This window comes from Acinetobacter sp. ANC 5045 (genome assembly GCF_004331005.1).
Classification (GTDB): Bacteria; Pseudomonadota; Gammaproteobacteria; order Pseudomonadales; family Moraxellaceae; genus Acinetobacter; species Acinetobacter towneri.
The window spans coordinates 140,591-158,412 of the sequence record NZ_SJNS01000002.1 but is presented as its reverse complement, the minus strand read 5'-3'; the positions used below and the strand labels follow the sequence as shown (position 1 = coordinate 158,412).

Sequence of the window (17,822 nt, the reverse complement as noted above, 5' to 3'; positions counted from 1 at the left end):
CCATGAGCTTATCTCCAAAGCAAGAACAACTGTTTAAACAAGCCAATAAGCATATTCCAGGTGGGGTCAATTCACCTGTACGCGCATTTAACGGGGTAGGCGGAACCCCTGTATTTATTGAAAAAGCCAAAGGTGCTTATTTGTACGATGTCGATGGCAAACGCTATGTTGACTATGTAGGTTCTTGGGGGCCAATGATTTTAGGCCATGCCCATCCTGCTATTATTCAGGCAGTGCAGGCTGCTGCTGAAGATGGTTTGAGTTTTGGTGCGCCAACGGTGCATGAAACGACTTTGGCCGATATTATTTGCGAAATCATGCCTTCAATTGAATTGGTTCGCATGACCAACTCAGGTACAGAAGCCACCATGACTGCAATTCGTTTGGCGCGTGGTTATACAGGTCGCGACAAAATCGTTAAGTTTGAAGGTTGCTATCATGGACACTCAGATTCGCTGTTGGTCAAAGCAGGCTCAGGACTTTTAACCAGTGGTGAAGGTGAAGCAACTTCTGCGGGTGTTCCTGCCGATTTTGCCAAACACACGTTGACTTTGCCCTATAACGATATCGCCACTTTAAAAGAATGTTTTGCAAAGTTTGGTGCTGAAATTGCGGGGGTGATTGTTGAACCTGTTGCGGGCAACATGAACTTGGTTAAACCGATTGATGGTTTCTTGCAAGCGATTCGTGATGTCTGTGATGAACACGGTGCAGTTTTTATCATTGATGAAGTGATGACTGGTTTCCGTGTTAGCTTGGGCGGTGCTCAGGCACATTATAATGTTAAACCAGACTTGACCACACTCGGTAAAATTATTGGTGCAGGCTTACCAGTAGGTGCATTTGGTGGTAAACGCGAAATCATGGAGTGTATTGCACCATTAGGTAAAGTGTATCAAGCAGGTACTTTGTCGGGTAACCCATTAGCGATGCGTGCAGGCATTGAAATGTTTAAACATTTACGTGCCGAAGGTTTTTATGAAAACTTAACTGCGCAATTGGAAAAATTATTGGCAGGCTTACAAGCTGCGGCAGATGAAGCAGGTATCCCATTCAAGACGCAACAAGTCGGTGCGATGTTTGGTTTGTATTTTACTGACCAAGATGACATCACCAGTTTTGATTCTATGCTGAATTGCGATGTCGATGCTTTCCGTAAATTCTTCCACGGAATGTTGCAACGTGGTGTGAACTTGGCGCCATCTGCTTTTGAAGCAGGCTTTATTTCATCTGCGCATAGTGATGAAGATATTGCCTACACCATTCAAGCTGCAAAAGAAACATTTGCGGAAATGAAGGCGTAATTTGACCTCTGCTTAACACTGTCCTAAAAGGCATAGATATCTCCAAAATATCTATGCTTTAGGTTAAATTGAAGACATACTCTTCAATTTAATATCAAAGGCTTAGATCAGCGTCTTGTTAAACACTAAAATAGCCTGGTCAAACTAAATATGAATCCTATTACTTCATTTGCTCCCGCCATCAAAGATATAGCTTCAGAACGGCTTTGTTGTGCAACTATCTTGCACTATGATTTCATTGTATTTTTCTATCCAAATTTTAAAAACCTTTAAAACAGTATCTTAAAAAATATTTATGCAACAAAGCCTCCTGCATGCTATAAAACCCACATTTCTAAAAGCAGGCTGATTTAAAATTCAGCAGATTGTCTGATTCAGGAATGTAAATCGGAAAATTCATCGGGAATTGATGTATTTTGCATTGTAATTCTGTGTCAGGCTTTTTATTATTGCCGCCTTGTTTTCACGATCGGCCCGGAATTGAAATTGAGTAATTTTCTAAGCGAACACCTGATTCATTGTGACGATGAGTTTATGGTGATACATAAACCCGCTGGCATACTCACCGTTCCAGGTAAAACAGCAGATTTGCAAGATTGTGTGATGAGTCGTCTAGTTAAAATTGAGCCGCGCACTTTGCTGATTCATCGCTTAGATCGTGATACTTCGGGTATTTTGGTATTTGCACTCACGAAATGGGCGCAAAAACAAATTTCGCGTCAGTTTCAAGAACGCCAAACCGATAAAACCTATCAGGCATTGGTGGCAGGGCAACTGCAAGGTGAAGGCACTGTAGATGTGCCTGTGGTCTATGATCCTGCACATCCTCCATTACACATTGCCGATGCAACCCATAACAAACCTGCGTTAACGCATTGGCGTGCATTGGAGCAATTTGAATTGCAGGGGCAAATTGTGACTCGTGTGCAACTGACGCCGATTACAGGTCGTTCGCATCAACTGCGAGTACACATGCAATATTTAGGTCATCCAATTATTGGTGATACTTTGTATGCCACGCCCGAACAGCAACAACTCATGCCTCGTTTGTGTTTACATGCAGCAGAATTAAGTTTTCTGCATCCACAAACTGAGCAACGTGTACAGTTTACTTGCCCAGTCCCATTTTAAGCGAAAAAGATTACGCAAAGCCTGTGCTTTAGGCTCTCTTTTTAGTGCGCTTTATGTCAAAATATATTGCTATACGCCCTGAATTTTTGCTCAAATACTCAGCTGGTTTTGCGCAAAAATTTATACGCCCTAACTTCTAAATAAAGGTGGAAAAATTGCAGCAGTTTGCTATTGGTCAACGTTGGTTATCAGACACAGAAACGGAATTAGGACTTGGTGTTCTGATTGATGTAGATGAGCGATCGGTCAGCATTTTATTCCCTAAAAGTGATGAAACCCGTGTCTATGCACGCAATAACGCACCTTTATCGCGTATCATTTTTAATGTAAATGATGAAGTTCAAGACCAAGAAGGCAATGTGTGGACGGTTGAATCGGTCGAAGACCGTCATGGCGTATTGCGTTATAACGTAGTGCGTCGTTTGCAAGATGGCAGTGAAGAAAAGAAATCACTGAATGAAACCCGTATTGGTGCAAGTATCCAACTTTCAAAACCATTAGACCGCTTGCTTGCTAGCCAAATTGACTATAAAGAATGGTACGACTTGCGTATTGAAGCCTTGTTGATGCAAGCCAATATGCAAAGTAGCCCACTGCGCGGCTTGGTGGGTTCGCGTGTAGGTTTGATTCCACATCAACTTTATATTGCACATGAAGTCGGTAAGCGTTTTGCGCCACGTGTCTTATTGGCAGATGAAGTTGGTTTAGGTAAAACCATTGAAGCAGGTTTGATCATCCATCAGCAACTCAAAACAGGACGTGCGGAACGTATCCTGATTTTGGTACCTGATTCGCTGCAATATCAGTGGATGATTGAAATGCGTCGCCGTTTCAATCTGCAATTCTCTTTGTTTGATTTAACCCGTACGGCATCTATTAAAGAACACGATCCTGACCTGAATCCATTCTTGACCGAACAATGCATCATTGCTTCAGTCGATTTAATGATTGACCACGATGACTTACGCGAACAAGCCCTAGAAGCAGGTTTTGATTTGCTGGTGGTCGATGAAGCGCATCACTTAATGTGGAGCGAAGAAGAAGGTGGTAATGACCGTTATGATCTGGTCGAAGAATTAGCCGAACAAACCGCAGGGGTGTTATTGCTTACAGCAACGCCTGAGCAACTGGGTGTAGAAAGCCATTTTGCGCGTTTACGTTTACTCGATCCGCAGCGTTTTAGTTCACTAGACCGTTTCTTGGATGAAGAAGCGCAATATCAACATACGGCAAAAATTGCCGAAGTCTTAATGTCAGATGCCGCATTGGAAGAAAGCCATTTGGTTGCACTGGAAGGCTTGTTGGGACATCGCATTGAAGATAACCCAGAGCAGCGTTTCCGTGCCATCCACGAATTATTAGACCGTCATGGTACAGGGCGTATTTTGTTCCGTAATACCCGTGAAGCAATTCAAGGTTTCCCAGGTCGTGATTGTCAGCCTGCGCCGTTACCTGCGCCAGAAAACTGGTCTAAAGATGGTAAATTACGTGAACAAATGTGGCCAGAAGAAGCACAGCTCGATGGCAGTTGGATGGAAACTGACCCGCGTGTAATGTGGTTAATGGAGCGTTTGCGTAGCGACTTAAAACATAAAAAAGTGCTTTTAATTGCGCGTAGCGGCCCTGTGGTAGAAGCCCTTGAAAATGCGCTGCGCCTACATGCAGGTATTCGTACTGCAATGTTCCATGAAGGCATGAGCTTGTTAGAACGTGACCAAGCGGCAGCATATTTCGCAGAAGATTCTTATGGTGCACAAATTTTATTGTGTTCCGAAATTGGTTCAGAAGGGCGTAACTTCCAGTTTGCATCAGACCTGATTTTGTTTGACTTACCTGCCAATCCCGACGTGTTAGAACAACGTATCGGTCGTTTAGACCGTATTGGTCAAGAAAACCGTATTCAAATTCATGTGCCGTATTTGGTGGGGACTGCGCAAGAGCGTATGTTCCGTTGGTATAACGAAGCACTCAATATTTTCAGCAATATTTCACCCACTGCACAAACCTTGCAGGAAAACTTTATTGTCGATTTAAAACACTGCTTACTTGCAGATTTAGGACAACAGTTTGAAGATTTACTGGAAGCAGTCAGTGTGCAGCGTGAAGCTTTGGAAGCAGAACTTCAAGCGGGTCGAGATCGTTTGTTGGAATACAACTCTTGCCGTCCTGTGGTGGCGCAGGAAATTGTACAAGCTTTAGAAGATTACGACGACAATACCACGTTGCCTATGTTTATGAAGCGCTTTATGGCATCGACCAATATTGACTTCGATGAACAAAGCAATGGCACGGTGATTATTAAACCAACTGATCAAATGCAAGTGCAAGGTTTGACCTTAGACGAAGAAGGCATGACCGCGACGTTCTATCGTGATCAGGCGCAAATTCGTGAAGATGCACAGTATTTGACCCTAGAGCATCCATTCACAGAAAGCGTGATGGAAATGATCAATACACAAGGTTTTGGTAGCACCAACGTTGCGGTATTAAAATCTGCCGCTTTGCCACAAGGTTCTGTGTTGCTCGAAGTCTGGTTCAAAGTGGATGTCATTGCACCTAAAGCCCTGAATTTGCCATCAAGCTTGCCACAGCAACTCATTCGTGTCTTATTGAGCGAAAAAGGGCAGGATTTATCGCAAAAAATTGCCCCTGAAATTTTAAAACCTTATTTACATCATTTAGATGGCAACAGTTGTCGTCAAGTGGTGAAAGCACGCCGTGACGCGATTGAAGCGCGTTATACACAGGCTTTGGAGTTGGCTAAAGCTGCATTGCCTGAATTTAAGCAACAAGCTAAAGATGTATATAGCAAAAAATGGCAATATGAAATTGACCGTTTAAGCTATTTGAAGCAATTTAACCCAAGTATTCGTGAAGATGAAATTACACGTTTACAGAAATTGCAAAAAGAAGGTGTTGCATTATTAGATGGTTTGTCGGTCACGCCTGAAGCAATTCAGGTGATGGTGGTGGTAAAGCCATAAAGAGTGCATTCAATACAGGTGTCTAGACGGTGTATTTGTATTGAGTCGGTTTTAATCAATCACTTTTTTAAATATTTGGCATCTTCTAAATTGCACGTTTTAAGTTGGGCATTGCGCCTCATTTTTACGGAGCAGTTTAGCGGGTGCTTTTTTAATATCGCAATAAAAATGTTGTGCGAGATTTTTCACATCACAGACTTAAACAAAGTAGCAACCAGTGCTTATGTGTCATTAAAATGACTCATAATTCATCTTTTTCAGCATTCCGGTCATTTGCAAAACCCAGTGGTATGCGTAGTTTAAAGGCTGTTGATCTTTTATCTATGATTGATGTGCCAAGTGTTGAATCTGTAAGCGCGTACGCATAGATCAAGTCACAGACCCGATATTCTTCTTTTAAGCGTATTTTAAATGACTAAAGCTGCAATTCATTTTACCCATGCCAATGGTATTCCTTCTGCCAGTTATCAAAAGTTTTTTCAATGTTTTGAAGCAGATTATCATTTAAAGGCAATTCCACTGATTGGTATGCAAGCAGAATTTCCTGTGACCTATAAGTGGACCTATTTGATTCATCAAGTGATTCAGGACATTGAGCAGCAGTTTCCAAAGCAACAAGTGATTGGTTTAGGGCATTCTTTTGGTTCATTATTAACCCTGATGTGTGCCTATCAGCGTCCAGATTTATTTTCTCAATTGATTATTATGGATCCACCTTTTGTGATTGGATCGAAGTCGGCATTATTTGAAATTTTACAAAAATTTAAACTGAAATATGTAGATCAACTCACACCTGCCGCCGTGACCATGAAGCGTCGAGATCATTGGGCTAGCCATGCAGAAGCCTATCAAGCTTTGCGGCATAACCGTTTATTTAAAAAATTTGATGCACAATGTTTTGAAGATTATTTTGCCAGCGGCATACAAGTCGATGCACAAAGAGGTGGTGTGACTTTAACAATTCCAAAACGGGTAGAAGCTGAAATTTTTAGAACCGTACCTGCATGGTGGTGGCGCACACCACGCAAAGCCCCAGATGTACCTGTGCATTTAATTACAGCAAGGCATAGCCCATTTTATTTGCAAGGTTTACCGCAAGGCATGCAAAAAACTTATGGAATTGAGTTTAGTGTGGTCGAGGGAGGACACATGTTTCCTTTGGAAAATCCTGAAACCACGGCAACACTTGTGCAGCAATTAATTCAAAAACAACACGCTTAACAGCGAAGTCTAGCAATTAAATGCTCAAACGGGCGTGACCTGATTCAGGAAAATCGCCCGATTTATCCTGTGTTATGTTAACGAATTTTGGCATCATCCAAATGTCGTGCACCTTCTAAAATCATGCGAATCATGGTCATGGTTTGTTCAGCGGTTTCTTTACGTTCAGTCGCAGGCATATCAATGACTTTAGCGCCCATATTAAACACCAACTGGGTAATGGCTTTTGCGACAATATCGGGATGCGCTAACTTGCTGTTATTTAAACGTTCTAAACGAATTAAATCATCCTGCAATTCTTGCTGGAAATAATTCAACTGGCGCTCAACAGCAAGTTTATAAGAGGTTGAACCCGTATAACCTTCACGCAGTAACAAACTTAAATTGCCTTCATCGGTATCTAATTGTTCAATAAATACTTCAACTGAACTGCGAATAATACTATTTTGTTTAGATGCTTTTAAACGTGCTTCATGCAAAATTTGACGCAACACTACACCTGCACGATCAATCAGTTCAATCGCGAGTTCATCAATATCTTTAAAATGACGATAAAAACTGTTTGGTGCGATGCCTGCTTCACGTGCAACTTCACGTAAACTTAAAGATGCGATACTTTTTTGTGGGCCAATTAAATTTAATGCTGCCTGAAATAATTCTTGTTTGGTAATGGTAGCTTTACGCCCAACCGTACGCACGACAAGAGGCTCATGAACCGTTTCAGATTCTGGAAAAGTCACATCATGGTTTGTTTTCATGGCAGGCTGAGTCATATTTTCAATAATTTATAAGCTTAGAGGCATTATAGCGGTTGCGCCAGTACTTGTGAAATGATTAGAAACAATACAGGTGTATATACAAATATATATACATGTGTATAATAATTAAAATTTCATCGGGTGGTGCTGAATCATGCAGCTAACTGAAAAAAGAAAATCTCCCTTAACCAGTATTGCAACTGCAGTACTAGACCCTTATGCCGCCAATTTCTGGTTGCAAAAAATTAATCCATTATGGTCGGTGAATCAGTCACTCGGCAAAATTGTAAAAAAAGATACCGCTGCACAAGGTGTAGTGAGCTTTACTTTGCAATTCAATAAAAAATTCCAAATTGGCGCAGCAGGGCAGCATCATCCTGTTTATGTGACAATTCAAGGCGTACGCTATGAGCGAACCTATAGTTTGACTCAGCTTGATGCACAACACGTTTTATTGACGGTAAAAAAAGTTGATCAGGGCAAAGTCAGCACATGGCTGGTTGAGCAAGCCAAAGTTGGTGATACTTTGGAATTTGGTGCGCCTTATGGTGATATGCAATTGCCTGCACAAGCCCAGCCTTTAATTCTATTGGCAGCGGGTAGTGGTATCACACCAATGTATAGTTTGCTACAAGACATGGCGAAATCAGGTCGTCTTGGTAGCACTCCAGTAACTTTAATGTATTGGGTAAAAACCTTTGCAGACGCAGCATTTAAAGCACAGTTTGAAGCATGGGCACAACAATATCCAAACTTTAAATTTCAAGTGTTTTATACCCAAGAGCCGAGTGTGGCGCACAGCCGTTTAAATGCAGAACATTTACAAGACTTGGCACAAATCGAGCAAAGTGCAGTGTTTGCATGTGGCCCATCGGGTTTTACCAAACAAGCTGAACAATTATTTGCACAAGCTGCTTTGCTGAAAACAGAAGCTTTTAGCATGACCCCTGTGTTAAGTGACGATGTTGGTTTGGTACAAGTTACACTGACCCAATCGAAAAAGATTGTCACCATTCCAAAAGGCAAGTCCATTTTAGAAAGTCTGGAACAGCAAAATATTAAGCCTAAATACGGCTGTCGTATGGGAATTTGCCATAAATGCGTATGCAACAAGGCCGAAGGCGCAACTAAAAACTTGGTCGATGGGGTTCAAAATAGCGAACCGAATAACCAATTGAAAATATGCGTCAATTCAGCACAAACCGATTTAATTATTGATTTATAAGCGAGTTCCGATTATGAATATGCCAGTAAAAATAGAATATTTCCGCAATCCTAAAAACCGTGAACTCACTCAATTTGAATTAGATGAGCTTGCACGTGAATTAGATGCCATTAAACAAGAAGTTTTGGATGATATTGGTGAAAAAGATGCCAAATACATCCGCCGTGTTTATTCAACCATTCGTTATAGCTCAATGGCAGGTCGTGCCTTATTGTTCGCAGGATGGTTCCCGCCAGCATGGGTTTTGGGTACAGGTTTATTGGGCTTTGCCAAAATTATGGAAAACATGGAATTAGGTCATAATGTCATGCATGGTCAGTATGACTGGATGAATGATCCTAAATTCAATGGTGCAAGTTATGAATGGGATACGGTAGGTACTTCAGACAACTGGCGTCAAACCCATAACTTTAAACACCATACTTATACCAATATTAAAGGTATGGATGATGATATTGGCTATGGTTTGGTGCGTTTGTTCCCAGAACAGCGCTGGAGATCAGGCTATTTATTGCAACCTTTATACAGTATTCCTTTCTGCTTACTGTTCCAATGGGGTGTTGCCATTCAGAATTTAGAAATTGGTAAAATTTTGAATGGCCGTAAAAGCAAAGCCCAAGCCAAAAAAGAATGGCAACCTATGCAGAAGAAAATTGGAAAACAATTGTTTAAAGATTATGTGTTCTTTCCATTGATTGCAGGCCCTTCGGCTTTACCAGTGTTTACAGGGAACTTGGTTGCGAATGGTATTCGTAATATTTGGACATTCAGCATTATTTTCTGCGGTCACTTTACGAAGGATGTAGAAGTATTTCCAAAGTCTGTGATGCAAAACGAAAGCCGTGGTCACTGGTATATGCGTCAAATTCGTGGTTCCTCGAATCTTACAGGTTCTGAAGCATTCCACATTTTGACAGGACATTTAAGCCATCAAATTGAACACCATTTATATCCAGATATTCCTGCACGTCGCTATCGTAAAATGGCGCCAAAAGTACAAGCTGTGTGTGAAAAGTATGGCTTGAACTACAACAATGCGAGCTTAGTTAAACAGTACGGCAGTGTGCTTAAACGTATTGTGAAATATGCTTTTCCATTTAAGAAATAAGTGACTTACAAATGAGTTGTTTAGTACGAATAGATTAAGTGATTGATCTTGGTTTAAAACTATACTTCTATTTTGAATTAGAGGTGATGCTGTAAAGTGTCACCTTTTTTATTGCTTTAGGTGTTGTAGTCGTTATTTTTATGCAGAATCATCAGCTATTTTATTAAGAGAAAACTCTATTTTTATTTTCTATTCTGGGTATAAAAAAGTAATCACCATAGGCGGCATCCGCTACATGTAACTTAAAAAACCCACAATTCAAATTGTGGTTTTATTATATCATTCATCAAAATCAAGCCCGTTTTTTACAAGCCACAATTTCAGGTAATGAATGATCTACACCCACCATATAAGAATAAGTCGCCAAACTCAGCATGGCTTCATCTTCATCACTATTGCCATAAGCATAAATAGCTGCATAATCTTTTAAATCGTATTGTACTAAAATCCGTATTTTCTTTTGTTCCTGACTGCAATCAGGTGTTGAATATCGCCCTGTAAATTGCTGCTTTTCAATTGCTGTTTCAGTACAAATCAAAGCGACATTTAACTGCTGACAAATATATTGCAAATAAATATCCACACTGGCAGAAACAATCACCACATCATCACCATTGAATTGATGCTGTTTTAATTGTTGTAACAGTTGTGGGTTAAGGTCATGCATTAAATCTACTGCGTAACGCTGTGCAAGTGCTAATATTTCAGCTGTATTTGCATCTTTAAACATAGCATTAAACAATTTAGGGCGCATGGCATGTGCAGGATAAACTTTTAAATAGTAAGCCTGAATCCAAGGCAAGATTTTAAGTCCTTGCTTAAAAATATGCCGCTTAGATAAAGCATAGAAAATAAACCCTGTAAAACTGTCTTTGCTGCACAGGGTCCCATCAAAATCAAATAGGGCTAGATTTTTATATTTTTGGCTTTTTGCATGCATGTTTTATAACGTCCATTGACTCGCGTAGCAAACCAATTGGTGTTGTAATCTCGACTCAGTTTAGGCCCTGAAATGACCACTTGCGGCATCATGGCATAAAATGGCTCTTTGCCCGTTTGCGCTTTATAGAGTTTCGTGACCGCCAAATAAGTTGCAGTGTCTTCAAATTTCTTTTCTTTTTCTTTTTTTAGGTCTGCACGAATTTGTCGTGGGGTGACTAAAATATTATGTTTGGCAAAAACAGCAATTAATTCGCGTTCTGATTCACTCTTTGCATTACGCACACCACCATCTTTAGTGTAAAGCAGCAAATCACCATCTAAATCTAATTCTGCTTCGGTTAAATCATTCAGCATACTTTGGAATGCTGCATTGCGGCTCGAATACATGCCAGAGTTATAATCAGCAAAGCGGTATAGCGGTTGATCGTAATCGGCAGGGTACATCATTAAACGATGAATCCCGTAATATAATCCGCCATATTGAGTGTATAGATCGCTGCGTAACTCTGCGATGTTGCCGCTTTGACGTTTATGCTCTTTGGCATAGCTAATATGCACTTGCATCGAGCCTAAAGTGGTAATTGGATTAAGTTTTTCGCCAATATTTTGTCCAAACAGTTTGGCAGCACCTGTTAGTGCAGATACGTGATAATGTTTGGCCATATAGTCAAAAATTTCACGATACAATTCATCTAATTCACGTTCGGTTTTCACACGACGCATTTGGCTTAAATAGTTATCTTCAGGGCTAGGATGGTTTTTTAGTACATCCTGAAAATAGCCTGCAACCGTACCGCCAATCGCTTCGCCCAGTTTATCTTTAAATTTCTCATCCAAACGGTCTTGCACTTCTTTAACTGCTTTTTCACCCAGACCATAGACTTGAGGGTCGGCTACAAAGTTGGATTCCTGATCCACGACGGCAATGATGGTACACATATTTTCTTTGGTTTGTGGAATGCCCAATTGCTCTGAAATATCGTAAATATCTTTTGCCCAAGCACTACGCTCGCTGACCCGATTTGGAATGAGTTTGCGGATTTGTTCTGCTTCAAGGGTAGGCTCATTGTCCTTAGACCACCATGCGCTATCTCCACAGGCAGCCAAGCTTAATGATAAAGCAAGCACGCTGAAGGGTTTCATCAAAGAAGTGAATACAGTGTCTTTCATAGATAGGGAAAACTCGTTCCAAATGGATGAGCCCAAAGGGCAGATGCAGTATACTATGCCAATCGTTAAAGTTAAGAATATATATGTATATTGGTCCCTATCAACTGTCAAATAATTTGATCGTTGCCCCGATGGCAGGCGTCACAGATAGACCCTTTCGCTCACTGTGCAAGTACTTTGGTGCAGGGCATGCGGTCAGTGAAATGATGACCTCTGACAAAACTTTGCGCATGAGTAAAAAGAGTTTGTATCGTGCCAACTTTGATGGGGAACTTGCACCAATTTCTGCACAAATTGCAGGTTCAGACCCGCATGATTTGGCCGAAGCCGCACGTTATCAAGTCGCCAATGGTGCACAAATTGTTGATATCAATATGGGATGTCCTGCCAAAAAAGTCTGCAATAAGTTGGCTGGTTCGGCTTTATTGCAAGATGAAGATTTGGTGGCACGCATTTTAGATACTGTGGTTGCCGCGGTGAATGTGCCTGTGACACTGAAAACTCGCTTAGGTTTTTTGAATGGGCAGGAAAATATTTTACGGGTTGCCAAACGCGCAGAACAAGCAGGCATTGCGGCCTTAGCATTACATGGCCGAACTCGCGAAGATATGTATTTAAACACAGCGCGCTATTCACTGATTAAAGAAGTGAAAAGTATGCTCAATATTCCTGTGATTGCCAATGGTGATATTGATAGTCCTGAAAAAGCCAAATATGTCTTGGACTATACAGGCGCAGATGCGATTATGATTGGACGTGCTGCGCAAGGACGTCCGTGGATTTTTCGGGAAATCGCACATTATTTAGCAACAGGTGAGCTGTTAGCAGCACCGAGCATTGCAGAAGTTCAAAAAGTATTACTTGGACATTTAGCTGAGCTGTATGAATTTTATGGTGAATATTCAGGTTGTCGTATTTCACGTAAACATATTGCTTGGTACACCAAAGGTTTACGTTCAAGTAATGAATTCCGTCAAAGTATGTATCAAGTAGAAAGTACTGCAGAACAATATAAAGTGGTGGAAGATTACTTTAATCAGCTACTTGCGCATGGTGAAATCATGAGTGATGTGCAGGTTGAAGCGGTGAACTTATTAGATACAAAGTAAAAAATTAAAACTCAACCGTGATACACGGTTGAGTTTTCTGTACCTATATTTAGCGTGCGTGAATCATTTCTAAAACCAACTGATTAATTAAATCTGCGGCTTCTAATTCACGAATTTGACTGACATTACTCCCTGCCCAAAAAGGTGCATAACCTTGCTCGCCTTGTGTTACGGCGGCTGCATGCAACTGTTTTGCAAGATCATACGTATATGGATAGGTGGGCACGGTTAAACGATTTGGTGTATCTACCTGTGTATGCCAATGATTAATTAAACCACGGGCAGGACGTCCAGAAATGCTGTCGGTAATTTGAGTAATGTTTTGTTGAAATAAAGCTTGTCGATAAGCTGGATTGGCATTGGAACTTTTACATTGCACAAAGGCTGTACCCAGCTGTACCGCAGAAGCGCCCAATTTCAGCATTAACTGTGCTTGCTGACCATTCATAATGCCACCTGCGGCAACCACTGGCAGGGTACAATGTTCACGAATCAGTTGTACTAAATCGCTGGTTTTAATTGCACTATCAAAAGTTTGGTTAAAGATACCCCGATGTCCACCTGCCTCAATGCCTTGGGCGATAATGACATCAATTCCCGCTGCTTCAATGGCTTGAGATTCGGCTAAGTTGGTTGCTGAAACCATAGTAATGATTCCTGCATCTTTTAAAGCCTGAATTTGATGCGCATGCGGAATCCCGAAGTGAAAACTGACGGCTTGTGGTTTAGTTTCTAGTACAAGATCTAAATATCCATCATGGTCTTTAAAACTTGGATAAATACAATTTAGTTGACTCGGTGCAGTTGCGCCATATCGTTCAAAGATTGGCTGAAAATGTGCAATCCACGCTTGTGCAGCGACTTCATCTAGTGGACTTGATTCATGGCAAAAGCAATTGACCTGAAATGGAAAATCAGTCAGTTCTTGAGTGCGTAAAATTTGCTCACGTGCAGCATCTACCGTGTTTGCACCTAAACCGAGTGAGCCAAAACCACCTTGATTAGAAACCTCGGCTGCAAGTTCGGGAGTAGAAACGCCAGCCATTGGAGCAAGAAAAATAGGATGCTTTATATTCAGTTGTTCTAATAAGGTCATATTATTTACTCCATGTTTTTATCTACTTTGCCCAACTCTAGGTAGATTGGCAAATCATATCCGTCATTTCTTTATGAAATATTAAGATGAGCGATATCATTAAATTTGCAGATGCTTTCAGGCATAATAAGCCTGATGTATGAATTGATGAGTAAATTAATGAAGCCTTTCGTTTATGGTGGTTTGCTTGTGGTGTGTGGATTAAGTGCGTGTAGCAATCCACAGCAAACTCAAGTAAAAATTGATCCAAAGCAATATCAGGTTCAGGATGCGACTGCATTACAACAGCGTATAGATGCTTTAAATGTCAAATTGGCGCAAGACTTCAAACAATTTAAACAAGTCGAAAATATCGCATTTGCGCATCAATTCCCTTTAGATGTAAATAACTTACAAACTTTGAATCAGCATTTGGTCGCCAGTACTGCTTTAAAGCCGACTAAAATTGCTTATTGCGATATGATGAATGGTTATTTTGCTGAGTTATATCGCTTAGGACATAACAATCTAGATTTTCTTAAAGATGTAAAATTACCGCGTGCAGAGCAGGAAAATTTGGCTGAAAATTTTGCCAATGCAGAATCTTATTATGATTTTATTTTGAATCGTTACACCAGTTACCGCCAAGTACAACAGACCATGGGCTATGGTTGTAATTTAAAAGCGGCGTTATAGTTGCGGCAGGATTTAGGTTTACTAGGGTCTGTTGATATTTCATAAATGGCTTGCGCTGTAGGCTAAAACTGAGCAGATTAGGCATGAAACGCAGGGAATAACGGGTTTATTTTCAAGTTTTATAACGCAATCTGTGAAAGTTTTAGCCACATGAGCAAAAACAAAGCACTGCTTTGTTTGCTGCGCAAGGGTACAAGCATATTTTTTGCTGCTATTACGTTATGTGCCAGTCATTTAAAATGAGTAAATTTCCTGTCCCATGCCTTATATCAGCTAAAAAACCTTGCGAGATATCTCTCATGTCGCAAACATAGACGAATTGTCAACAGACCCTAATTAAATCGTGCTGAATAAAAAACTCCTGAGAACTTGCTCAGGAGTTTTTGTTTTATACAATCAAATTATTGTTGTGCTTTTTCTTTCACATTTGCAGCACCTTGTTCAACCGCACCTGCAGTCGCAGCAGTTGCATCTTTAGCAGCTTGTACAGTCGCATCAGCTGCGTTTTCTGTTGCTGTTGCAACATTGTGTGCAGCATTTTCAGTTGCTTGCGCTGCGTTATCTACCGCAGTTGCTGTAGCAGTAGCAGCTTCATGTGTTGCATCTTTGGCATCATGTGCAGCTTGAGCCGCAGCGTTTTCTAAGTGTTCACCCGTAGTTGCCCCTGTTTCTGGTGCTTTTTCTTTTGCACAACCTACAAGTGCTACAGTGGCAGCAAGACCTAAAGCAATAAGAAGTTTATTCATTATCATGTTTCCTTTTTTTTCATCCACTTAAGATGGGATAATGCGAATATAACCAAAAAACAATCAATTTGAAGCTTAAAATTGTTCAAATAATGTAATGCGTTTAGATATTTTTTTGTTGTGTAGATTAGAACGATAAATTAGAGAAAAATATGCCGATGTGATTCATTTTTTCTGATAAGGTGAAATCTTAAGAATGGTTACAGTTTTTATTGTACAGTAATGCCATTCTGTAAGATTGGGATTGTAAAATGCTTAAAAAAGGGATTTATCAACATTATAAAGGGCAATTGTATCAAGTGCTGCATGTGGCTACACACAGTGAAACCCAAGAGAAATTGGTGGTTTATCAATGCTTATATGGCGATTATTCTATTTGGGCCAGACCGCTTGATATGTTCACGGAGAGTATTACTTTGGATGATGACCGTGAACAGGAACGCTTTAAATTGATTCAAGAAGTGTATTAATATTTGAAGTTATTTACCTATTTAAAACGATCCAATCTATTTTTAGATTGGATCGTTATGTGGATGCTCAAAGTTTAATAAAATCAATTATTGAATGGAAATACGGTTAAAGCTTAAATCGTATGCTAAATATTTACTCACAAAAGCTGCTTTATCACTGCGTCTTAATAAGTTGTCATAAATAAATTGTGGTACAGGATGGAATAAATCCCCAGAGCCATTTTCGTAAAATATTTTTAAATAACGTGAAGATGCACTGTATGTCCAGGATGTCACGGCAAGTGTTTTACCCATAAGCAACTCCTTTATTTTTTATATTATTTTTCACAGAATAAATCTGCTTATTTTGAACATAAGTGAAGTGCTTGCTAAAAAGTATTACAGAATTGTAACTTTTGAATATAAGTTTTTTGCGCAACCTAAACGTGCCAAAAACGACAAAACTATTATGAAGCGAAATAAAACACCACATTTAGGATGTGGTGTTTATGCTTTGCACATGAATAGTCATTCATTTAAATAAAATGATTGAAAGACTAGATTTTATAGATGACGACATTGATCTTCTTTGTCACCAGAAACACGGTTTGTGCCGCCAGTCGGTTTTACGCGGTTATCTTCACATTCTAAATTGCCATTCACGCGGTTATTTTTTACAACGATTGAGCCTGAATTATCTTTAAGTTGAATATTGCCATTTACACGGTTTGACGTGAGTTGGATGTTACGCCCATCTTCGAGTTGGATATTGCCATCAATGCGGTTGGCATGTGCATTAACCTGACTAAAGTTTCCTTTAGATTCTAAATTGCCATCAATCGTACTATTTTTAATTGCCGTATGTGAGTTGGAATGCAACATTAGGTTGCCCTTAATAGTCACATGATCAAGAACACATTGTTTATGCACTTTGACATTATCATCAATAGTTCGATTTTTAATGCTGCCATTACAGTTGAAATCAGCTAAAGCTGGCACTGAAAATGCTATTAATGTTGAAAGTAAAAATAATTTTTTCATAGAACAGCCCTCAAAAATAAATCTCATAACTGTTACCGGTACAGATTCGATTGTAGTGTTGTAATGTTTTTACATTTTCTATTCTAGAGATGAAATATGAATAAATAAGGTAGAAAAGGGTGATGTTCTGATTAAAAAAAACCACGCAAAATATGCGTGGTTTTTTTGAGTGGTTTAATCTAAAACTTAGATTTTACCTACTAGGTCGATAGATGGGGCTAAAGTTGCATCACCTTCTTTCCATTTAGCTGGGCATACTTCACCTGGGTGAGCGTGAACGTATTGAGCTGCTTTAACTTTACGAAGAAGTTCTTGAGCATCACGGCCAATACCGCCAGCATTGATTTCGATGATTTGGATTTTACCTTCTGGATCAATTACGAAAGTACCACGGTCAGCAAGACCAGTAGATTCGATTAATACTTCGAAGTTTTTAGAAAGCGTCCAAGTTGGGTCGCCAACCATTACGTATTGGATTTTTTTGATTTCTTCTGAAGAATCGTGCCAAGCTTTGTGCGTGAAGTGAGTGTCAGTAGAAACTGCATAGATTTCAACGCCTAATTTTTGGAATTCTGCGTAGTTGTCTGCAAGGTCACCAAGCTCAGTTGGGCAAACGAAAGTGAAGTCAGCAGGGTAGAAGAATACTACAGACCATTTGCCTTTAAGATCAGCTTCAGTTACTTCAATGAATTGACCGTTGTGGTATGCATTTGCTTTAAATGGTTTAACTTCAGTATTAATTAAGCTCATCATTGTCTCCATGATTAAGGTTTGTATTTCGTTGGCAATAGAGTATCTGATTTTGTTTTATTGCTGAAATGGTATTTTTACATTACTAGCATCGGAAAAACAAATGAGTATGT

The 17,822-nt window shown here is 40.0% G+C and carries 17 protein-coding genes; 9 read left to right on the top strand and 8 right to left on the bottom strand.

Annotation, left to right across the window (positions count from 1 at the left end):
• Window positions 1-2: 2 nt before the first annotated feature.
• The 4 genes from hemL (at window position 3) to E0H79_RS03675 (ending at window position 6,640) form a co-directional block, all read left to right on the top strand.
• Window positions 3-1,304, top strand: coding sequence for a glutamate-1-semialdehyde 2,1-aminomutase (gene hemL, locus E0H79_RS03690; RefSeq protein ID WP_131260835.1), 1,302 nt, complete (start codon window positions 3-5; stop codon window positions 1,302-1,304).
• 486 nt (window positions 1,305-1,790) lie between these two features.
• A complete protein-coding gene (locus tag E0H79_RS03685) occupies window positions 1,791-2,435 on the top strand; it encodes an RluA family pseudouridine synthase (RefSeq protein ID WP_131260834.1) in 645 nt (214 codons plus the stop codon).
• A 146-nt stretch (window positions 2,436-2,581) separates the two neighbouring features.
• Window positions 2,582-5,419 (top strand): RNA polymerase-associated protein RapA, encoded by a 2,838-nt coding sequence (gene rapA, locus E0H79_RS03680; RefSeq protein WP_131260833.1) that lies wholly within the window; start codon window positions 2,582-2,584, stop codon window positions 5,417-5,419.
• Window positions 5,420-5,830: 411 nt separating this feature from the next.
• Window positions 5,831-6,640 (top strand): alpha/beta fold hydrolase, encoded by an 810-nt coding sequence (locus E0H79_RS03675; protein WP_131260832.1) that lies wholly within the window; start codon window positions 5,831-5,833, stop codon window positions 6,638-6,640.
• Window positions 6,641-6,717: 77 nt separating this feature from the next.
• Here the strand turns inward: E0H79_RS03675 and fabR are convergent, their stop codons facing one another.
• On the bottom strand, window positions 6,718-7,398 hold the full coding sequence (gene fabR / locus E0H79_RS03670; RefSeq protein WP_026438369.1) for an HTH-type transcriptional repressor FabR: 681 nt from the start codon (window positions 7,396-7,398) through the stop codon (window positions 6,718-6,720).
• 154 nt (window positions 7,399-7,552) lie between these two features.
• Here fabR and E0H79_RS03665 point away from each other — a divergent pair, with 154 nt between their 5' ends.
• Together E0H79_RS03665 and E0H79_RS03660 are read left to right on the top strand one after the other, a co-directional pair.
• Window positions 7,553-8,623: a ferredoxin reductase gene (locus E0H79_RS03665; RefSeq protein WP_131260831.1), complete on the top strand. Its 1,071-nt coding sequence runs from the start codon at window positions 7,553-7,555 to the stop codon at window positions 8,621-8,623.
• A 13-nt stretch (window positions 8,624-8,636) separates the two neighbouring features.
• Window positions 8,637-9,731: a fatty acid desaturase family protein gene (locus E0H79_RS03660; RefSeq protein ID WP_096900933.1), complete on the top strand. Its 1,095-nt coding sequence runs from the start codon at window positions 8,637-8,639 to the stop codon at window positions 9,729-9,731.
• 292 nt (window positions 9,732-10,023) lie between these two features.
• Here the strand turns inward: E0H79_RS03660 and E0H79_RS03655 are convergent, their stop codons facing one another.
• Both E0H79_RS03655 and E0H79_RS03650 read right to left on the bottom strand, forming a co-directional pair.
• Window positions 10,024-10,671, bottom strand: coding sequence for an HAD-IB family phosphatase (locus tag E0H79_RS03655; RefSeq protein WP_131260830.1), 648 nt, complete (start codon window positions 10,669-10,671; stop codon window positions 10,024-10,026).
• Complete coding sequence (locus tag E0H79_RS03650) at window positions 10,638-11,843, bottom strand: DUF1615 family protein (RefSeq protein WP_131260829.1); 1,206 nt, start codon at window positions 11,841-11,843, stop codon at window positions 10,638-10,640. The genes E0H79_RS03655 and E0H79_RS03650 overlap by 34 nt, the downstream gene beginning before the upstream one ends.
• An 83-nt stretch (window positions 11,844-11,926) precedes the next feature.
• Here E0H79_RS03650 and dusB point away from each other — a divergent pair, with 83 nt between their 5' ends.
• Window positions 11,927-12,952: a tRNA dihydrouridine synthase DusB gene (gene dusB / locus E0H79_RS03645; RefSeq protein WP_131260828.1), complete on the top strand. Its 1,026-nt coding sequence runs from the start codon at window positions 11,927-11,929 to the stop codon at window positions 12,950-12,952.
• A gap of 49 nt (window positions 12,953-13,001) precedes the next feature.
• Here the strand turns inward: dusB and E0H79_RS03640 are convergent, their stop codons facing one another.
• On the bottom strand, window positions 13,002-14,048 hold the full coding sequence (locus tag E0H79_RS03640) for an NAD(P)H-dependent flavin oxidoreductase (RefSeq protein WP_131260827.1): 1,047 nt from the start codon (window positions 14,046-14,048) through the stop codon (window positions 13,002-13,004).
• Window positions 14,049-14,207: 159 nt separating this feature from the next.
• Between E0H79_RS03640 and E0H79_RS03635 the strand changes: the two genes are divergently transcribed.
• A complete protein-coding gene (locus E0H79_RS03635; protein ID WP_131260826.1) occupies window positions 14,208-14,723 on the top strand; it encodes a hypothetical protein in 516 nt (171 codons plus the stop codon).
• Window positions 14,724-15,124: 401 nt separating this feature from the next.
• On the opposite strand, the gene E0H79_RS03630 is transcribed toward E0H79_RS03635, so the two are convergent.
• Window positions 15,125-15,469, bottom strand: a complete 345-nt coding sequence (locus E0H79_RS03630) for a hypothetical protein (protein ID WP_004973048.1) — start codon at window positions 15,467-15,469, stop codon at window positions 15,125-15,127.
• Window positions 15,470-15,720: 251 nt separating this feature from the next.
• Here E0H79_RS03630 and E0H79_RS03625 point away from each other — a divergent pair, with 251 nt between their 5' ends.
• Complete coding sequence (locus tag E0H79_RS03625) at window positions 15,721-15,939, top strand: DUF1653 domain-containing protein (protein ID WP_004973051.1); 219 nt, start codon at window positions 15,721-15,723, stop codon at window positions 15,937-15,939.
• Window positions 15,940-16,026: 87 nt separating this feature from the next.
• Here the strand turns inward: E0H79_RS03625 and E0H79_RS03620 are convergent, their stop codons facing one another.
• From E0H79_RS03620 to ahpC, 3 genes are all read right to left on the bottom strand, one after another.
• Entirely contained in the window at window positions 16,027-16,233 is a 207-nt protein-coding gene (locus E0H79_RS03620; protein ID WP_004973053.1) for a hypothetical protein, read from the bottom strand.
• A 249-nt stretch (window positions 16,234-16,482) separates the two neighbouring features.
• Window positions 16,483-16,959: a hypothetical protein gene (locus tag E0H79_RS03615; RefSeq protein ID WP_004973055.1), complete on the bottom strand. Its 477-nt coding sequence runs from the start codon at window positions 16,957-16,959 to the stop codon at window positions 16,483-16,485.
• A 186-nt stretch (window positions 16,960-17,145) separates the two neighbouring features.
• Window positions 17,146-17,709 (bottom strand): alkyl hydroperoxide reductase subunit C, encoded by a 564-nt coding sequence (gene ahpC / locus E0H79_RS03610; protein WP_131260825.1) that lies wholly within the window; start codon window positions 17,707-17,709, stop codon window positions 17,146-17,148.
• Window positions 17,710-17,822: the final 113 nt, after the last annotated feature.

Coding starts and splice junctions, on each gene's coding strand:
- E0H79_RS03675 (WP_131260832.1), top strand. CDS start 5,831: ATGACTAAAGCTGCAATTCATTTTACCCATGCCAATGGTATTCCTTCT.
- E0H79_RS03635 (WP_131260826.1), top strand. CDS start 14,208: ATGAAGCCTTTCGTTTATGGTGGTTTGCTTGTGGTGTGTGGATTAAGT.
- hemL (WP_131260835.1), top strand. CDS start 3: ATGAGCTTATCTCCAAAGCAAGAACAACTGTTTAAACAAGCCAATAAG.
- E0H79_RS03630 (WP_004973048.1), bottom strand. CDS start 15,469: ATGAATAAACTTCTTATTGCTTTAGGTCTTGCTGCCACTGTAGCACTT.
- E0H79_RS03640 (WP_131260827.1), bottom strand. CDS start 14,048: ATGACCTTATTAGAACAACTGAATATAAAGCATCCTATTTTTCTTGCT.
- E0H79_RS03620 (WP_004973053.1), bottom strand. CDS start 16,233: ATGGGTAAAACACTTGCCGTGACATCCTGGACATACAGTGCATCTTCA.
- E0H79_RS03650 (WP_131260829.1), bottom strand. CDS start 11,843: ATGAAAGACACTGTATTCACTTCTTTGATGAAACCCTTCAGCGTGCTT.
- E0H79_RS03660 (WP_096900933.1), top strand. CDS start 8,637: ATGAATATGCCAGTAAAAATAGAATATTTCCGCAATCCTAAAAACCGT.
- dusB (WP_131260828.1), top strand. CDS start 11,927: ATGTATATTGGTCCCTATCAACTGTCAAATAATTTGATCGTTGCCCCG.
- E0H79_RS03615 (WP_004973055.1), bottom strand. CDS start 16,959: ATGAAAAAATTATTTTTACTTTCAACATTAATAGCATTTTCAGTGCCA.
- fabR (WP_026438369.1), bottom strand. CDS start 7,398: ATGAAAACAAACCATGATGTGACTTTTCCAGAATCTGAAACGGTTCAT.
- E0H79_RS03655 (WP_131260830.1), bottom strand. CDS start 10,671: ATGCATGCAAAAAGCCAAAAATATAAAAATCTAGCCCTATTTGATTTT.
- E0H79_RS03665 (WP_131260831.1), top strand. CDS start 7,553: ATGCAGCTAACTGAAAAAAGAAAATCTCCCTTAACCAGTATTGCAACT.
- E0H79_RS03625 (WP_004973051.1), top strand. CDS start 15,721: ATGCTTAAAAAAGGGATTTATCAACATTATAAAGGGCAATTGTATCAA.
- ahpC (WP_131260825.1), bottom strand. CDS start 17,709: ATGAGCTTAATTAATACTGAAGTTAAACCATTTAAAGCAAATGCATAC.